Genomic DNA, 4913 nt, shown 5'->3' with positions numbered 1-4913 from the left:
GCAGTTACGAGCAGACCGACTCTGCTCCCGTGTCACACCGTGTGCTTTGTGGTTCAAAGCTATTGCTTCTGGAATTAATAGATGCTTAATGTCTATCGTAAGTATAAAGGCTTTCTCAGGGTTTTCTTTCAGTCAATAACTTTTTTCAATTTCTGCACGAACCCGCTTATACCGCCTTGCCCGGATTTTCCTGACACATCTGCACTATATTCTTTTATTAACTCCCTGATTTTCATTTTTACTTCTGGAGGTTTGCAGTAGAAGAATAAGCTATCGAAGGTTAGATCATAAGCTGTCTTATTATCATCATCCAGAATATTAAAATCAGCCCCTCGCTTCAGCAGTTCAGCAACGATCTCTACCATACCCCCACGAGCTGCAATGTGGAGGGCTGTTGCCCCTTGATACCCTCGGGCATTGATGTCCGCGTTTCCTTTTTCAATCAGCTCAGCAAGGATATCCAATCGATCTCCCATACTTTTCTTGCTGCGCCAGGGAAAATCATCGTCAAGCAAGGCATGATGGATAGCCAAGTTCCCTTGTGCATTTGGTAAACGGACGTCAGCATTTCTTTTAACCAGCTCTCTTACGATATCTTTCTCGCCCTTTGCAGCTGCGCAGTGGAGGGGGGTGGACTGCCCTGATTCATTTTGCCATGCATCGATGCGAGCCCCACGAGATATTAAAGTGTCGAGCAGTTTCCATTGCCTATTTCGTGCCGCGTACGCAATCGCCGTTCCACCTTCAGAGTCACAGGAGGCGTTAATAACATCGACATCATATTCAGCACCATACAGGGTCTCCAGCATTTTGGCTGTGTTAAAGCCTCTGGACTCGGCGATTTCAAGAACCGTCTTGCCTGTATTGCTCCTGGCCCACTTGTTGGCGCCTTTGTTAATTAGATGCTTAAAGACGTCTAGCTCGCCGTTTTCAGCTGCAAAGTGGAGTGGCGTAAACCCGTGTGAGTCAAGGGCGTTAATATCAGCAGCCTTGCAATCAGTCAGGGTGTCAATGACATACTTAGTGGCATTCTGGTCGCGAAGATGCTTGACTAAAAAGGCGAGGGGTGTTCTTCCGTCTTTGTCCCGATGGTTGATATCAGCCTGCTTGCCAATTAAGGTCTTCATGAAATATTCAATGGTATCCAACTGACCATTGGCGCAAGTGAGCAGGTAGAGTGGCGTCCTGCCATTGTTATCCTGTGCGTTGACGTCTGCGTTAAGCTCAAGCAACTGATCCAGGATTTCCCGCTGGCCTGATTCAGCCACAAGGTGAAGCACCGTCTGCCCGTTATTATCCCTGACGTTGACGTCTTCCACATGTTTTATCAGCATTTCCATTTTGTCTGGCTGGCCCAAACGAGCCGCAAGGTGGAGTACTGTTCCATTGTCGTCAATCCGATCGTTAATATCGGCACCATTGTCTAATAAAAATTCCAGCAGCGCCCAATTATGTTCCCTGGCCGCATGAATAAGCATTGTTGCCCCGTAATCATCACAAGGTGCATCAATCTTAAATCCGGCATTTACCATAAGGCGGATCAGGGGCGTAACGGAGCCACTTTTGTGAGCATACTGCATAACCGTATAGTCAGCTGAAGTTCTGGCGTTAACATCCGCTTTAGCCGCGACAAGCAGTTCAATTATTCTTTTATTGCCACGCGCAGCCACAAGATGAAGAGCTGTCTTCTTGCCGCTGTTTTTGATTTTGGTGTTGACGTCTGCCCCTTCTTTAATCAGGTCGAGTATTTTGTCATTCGTCAGATCCTCCAGGTTTTCAGTGTCTTTAAGTAAACTGTGGAATTCTTTAGTTGCTTTTTTTCTGTCTGCTTTTTTTATGTGGCCAGTTCGCTCATCGTCAATCGTGACCGACATTTTTTGGCAAGGAGGCTCGGTTTTAGTCTCAATTGCACGATCACCAACAGGGGTTTGGCAGGTCAAAGATGGACCAATACCCGATGAGTGAGTGCGGTGTGTACAAGGAGCCAGGGAAACAGATGAGCTGCCGGTTGCAGACTGTTTAGATGCATCACAGGCTGTTACATCTTTATTATTGGCCAATTGCCCATAAAGAGTTCTTGGTGCCGCGGAGATGTTCATATTAATAACTCCTGATTAGTAACGTGCTACTTCAGTTTCGCACGTTGGTGATAAACTTTTTGTAGCAGTCACAAGAAAATAAAGGCTTCTCAAGGTTTTATTTCAGCCGTTAAATTTTTCATTTTCTGAACGAACCCGCTTATACCGGCTTTTCCTCGCACATTCGCATTATTTTCTATCATTAACAGACAGACTTGCTCTCTCTCTTTCTCTCTTATTTTGAGCATTTTAAAAAAAAGTCCCGAACGATCGGAGCAATGATCATAAGCTGTCATCCCTTCATTATCCTGAATGTTGAAATCAGCCCCTCGCTTCAGCAGTTCTCGAACTATTTCTATCCTGCCTTGATTAGCTGCAATGTGGAGGGCGGTTCTTCCTTCTTTATCCTGAGCATTGATCTCGACTTTTCCGTTTTCAATCAGGTCGACAAGGAGACTGTGCCGGTGTGCCGGCATTTCCTGTGTGGCCGGCTTGTCGATGTCAGTCACGGCATGATGGATAGCCGAGCGCCCATCTGTATCTGGTAATTTGGCGTTAGCGCCTCTCTTCAGCAGCTCGCTTACGATATCTTTTTGGTCATTTAAAGCTGCGCAGTGGAGGGGGGTTAACTGCCTTGCTGCATTTTGCCATGCATCGATGCGAGCCCCACGTGATATTAACAAGTCGAACAGATTCCATTGCCTGTTTCGTGCCGCGTAGGCAATCGCCGTTCCACCTTCAGAGTCACAGGGGGCGTTGATAACATCGACATCAAGTTCGTCTTTGTACAGGCTCTCCAACATTTTGGCTGTGTTTTGGCCATTGGACCTGGCGATTTCCAGAACCGTCTTGCCACGTTTGGTCCTGGCGTGCTTGTCTGCCCCTTTTTCAAGCAGATGGTCAAAGACGTCCAGCTTGCCATCCAATGCCGCAAAGTGGAGTGCCGTAAACCTGCCTGAATCACTGGCGTTAATATCAGCCTTGAGCTTGGTCAGGGTTTCAATGACATGCTTAATGGCACTCTCATCGCGAAGACTCTCGACTAAAAAGGCGAGGGGTGTTTTCCCGTCTGTGTCCCGATGGTTGATATTAGCCCCCTTACCAATCAAGGCGCTCATGAAATATTTAATGGTATCCAGCTGACCATTGGTGCAAGTGAGCAGGTAGAGTGGCGTCCTGCCTTTGTTATCCCGGGCGTTGACGTCTGCGTCAAGCTCAAGCAACTTATCCAGGATCTCCCGCTGGCCTGATTCAGCCACAAGGTGAAGAACCGTTCTCCCCTCATTATTCCTGGCATTGATGTCTGCCCCATGATTCATCAACTGGTCAATGATAGCTGGCCGATCCAGATGAGCTGTGTGGTGAAGAACTGTCTCTGCGTTGTTATCCCTGGCGTTGATGTCTGCCCCACGCTTCATCAACATTGCAATGATGCTATCTGGCTGATCCAGACGAGCTGCAAGGTGAAGAGCCTTCATCCCCATATGAAAACTCCTGGCGTTGATGTTTGCCCCATGCTGGATCAACATGTCAATGATTTCTGGCTGACCCAGACGAACGGCAAGGTGGAGTGCCGTCCCCTCCTTGTCGATCTCATCGTCAACCTTGGCACCTTTGTCTAATAAAAATTCCACCAGCTCACAGTTATTCTCCCTGACCGCATGAACCAGCATTTTTCCTTTGTCATCATCACAGGGCGTATCAATCTTGAGCCCGGCATTCACCATTAAGCGGATCAGGGGCGTAATGGGACCGTGTATGTGAGCACACTGCATAACTGTCTGACCGGTAAAATAAGTTTCGGCGTTAACGTCGGCACCCTGGTTAACAAGCAATTCAATTATTCTTTTATTGCCACGTAAAGCCGCCATATGGAGAGCGGCCTCTTGGCCCCAGTGTTTGGTTTTCGCGTTGACGCTTGCCCCTTTTTCAATCAGGGCGAGGATGTTGTCATTGCTCAGATCCTCCAGATCTTTACATTTGAGTGCATTGTGGAGGTCTTCAGTCGCTTGTTTACGTTGTGCTTTTGTTATTTTTCCGGTTCGTCCATGAGCTTTCGTGACGGGCTCGTGTTGACAAAGGGGCTCGGTTTTAATCTCAACTGCGCGATTACCAACGGGGGTTTGGCAGGTCAAACCTGGAGATGGTTCAATACACGATGAGTGAGGACGGTGGGTAATGGGAGCCGGGGAAACTGATGAACTGCTGGTTGTAGACCCTCCAGAAGCACCGCAGACTTCTTTATCGGGCAATGACTGACAACCCATGCTTGCTGGTACAGGTCTGAGAAAGTTCATATTGATAATTCCTGTTTAAAAATGCTTTGCTTTGGTTTCGCAATCCAGCACACGAGTACTTCACAGTTGTTCACCACTCTGCGCAGTCTTTTGCTTGGCTGAACTTTTGTTTAGTTAAAAAATTCTAAAAATATCTTATAGACCAAATCTTTTAGTTGGACAAAACAAAATGATAAAAGTTGCAAAGGAATTGTCTGAAAATAACTTCCACATATTCAGATGTTCCACCGCAATAATCATCAGGAACACTGAGTTTAAAATGGGAAAGTTATTTTTAGACCACTCCAAAGAGCAAGGCATCTTTTTTCACGTCTAACAATCCTACGATTCCCGGCAAAAACCCACCGGACTCCTTCTGAAACCTCCCATCCATTCCGGTGAGTCATTTTGATTTTGGCAGCAGCCGTGGACGAACAGTCAAAAGCACAAACGTACATAGTGCAATTAAGCTGCTCAGTGTTTTTGGAAATTCTTTAAAGACTCTTGTAACTATTCAGCACCCCTCACTTAAATCTGGAATTTTCTGATTTTTATACCA

General features: G+C 46.7%; 2 protein-coding genes. Both read right to left on the bottom strand.

Annotated features, from left to right (window positions below; translation table 11 throughout):
* Positions 1 to 128: 128 nt before the first annotated feature.
* Complete coding sequence (locus KDK14_RS06335) at positions 129 to 2099, bottom strand: ankyrin repeat domain-containing protein (protein ID WP_257264173.1); 1971 nt, start codon at positions 2097 to 2099, stop codon at positions 129 to 131.
* Between the two features lie 89 nt (positions 2100 to 2188).
* Positions 2189 to 4375, bottom strand: a complete 2187-nt coding sequence (locus KDK14_RS06330; RefSeq protein WP_257264172.1) for an ankyrin repeat domain-containing protein — start codon at positions 4373 to 4375, stop codon at positions 2189 to 2191.
* Between the last annotated feature and the right edge of the window lie 538 nt (positions 4376 to 4913).

It is taken from the genome of Endozoicomonas sp. ONNA2 (assembly GCF_024606365.1).
Taxonomy (GTDB): Bacteria; Pseudomonadota; Gammaproteobacteria; order Pseudomonadales; family Endozoicomonadaceae; genus Endozoicomonas.
Note: the sequence above shows the minus strand (reverse complement) of the source record. Positions and strands in the feature narration are given on the sequence as shown.

Coding starts and splice junctions, on each gene's coding strand:
- KDK14_RS06335 (WP_257264173.1), bottom strand. CDS start 2,099: ATGAACATCTCCGCGGCACCAAGAACTCTTTATGGGCAATTGGCCAAT.
- KDK14_RS06330 (WP_257264172.1), bottom strand. CDS start 4,375: ATGAACTTTCTCAGACCTGTACCAGCAAGCATGGGTTGTCAGTCATTG.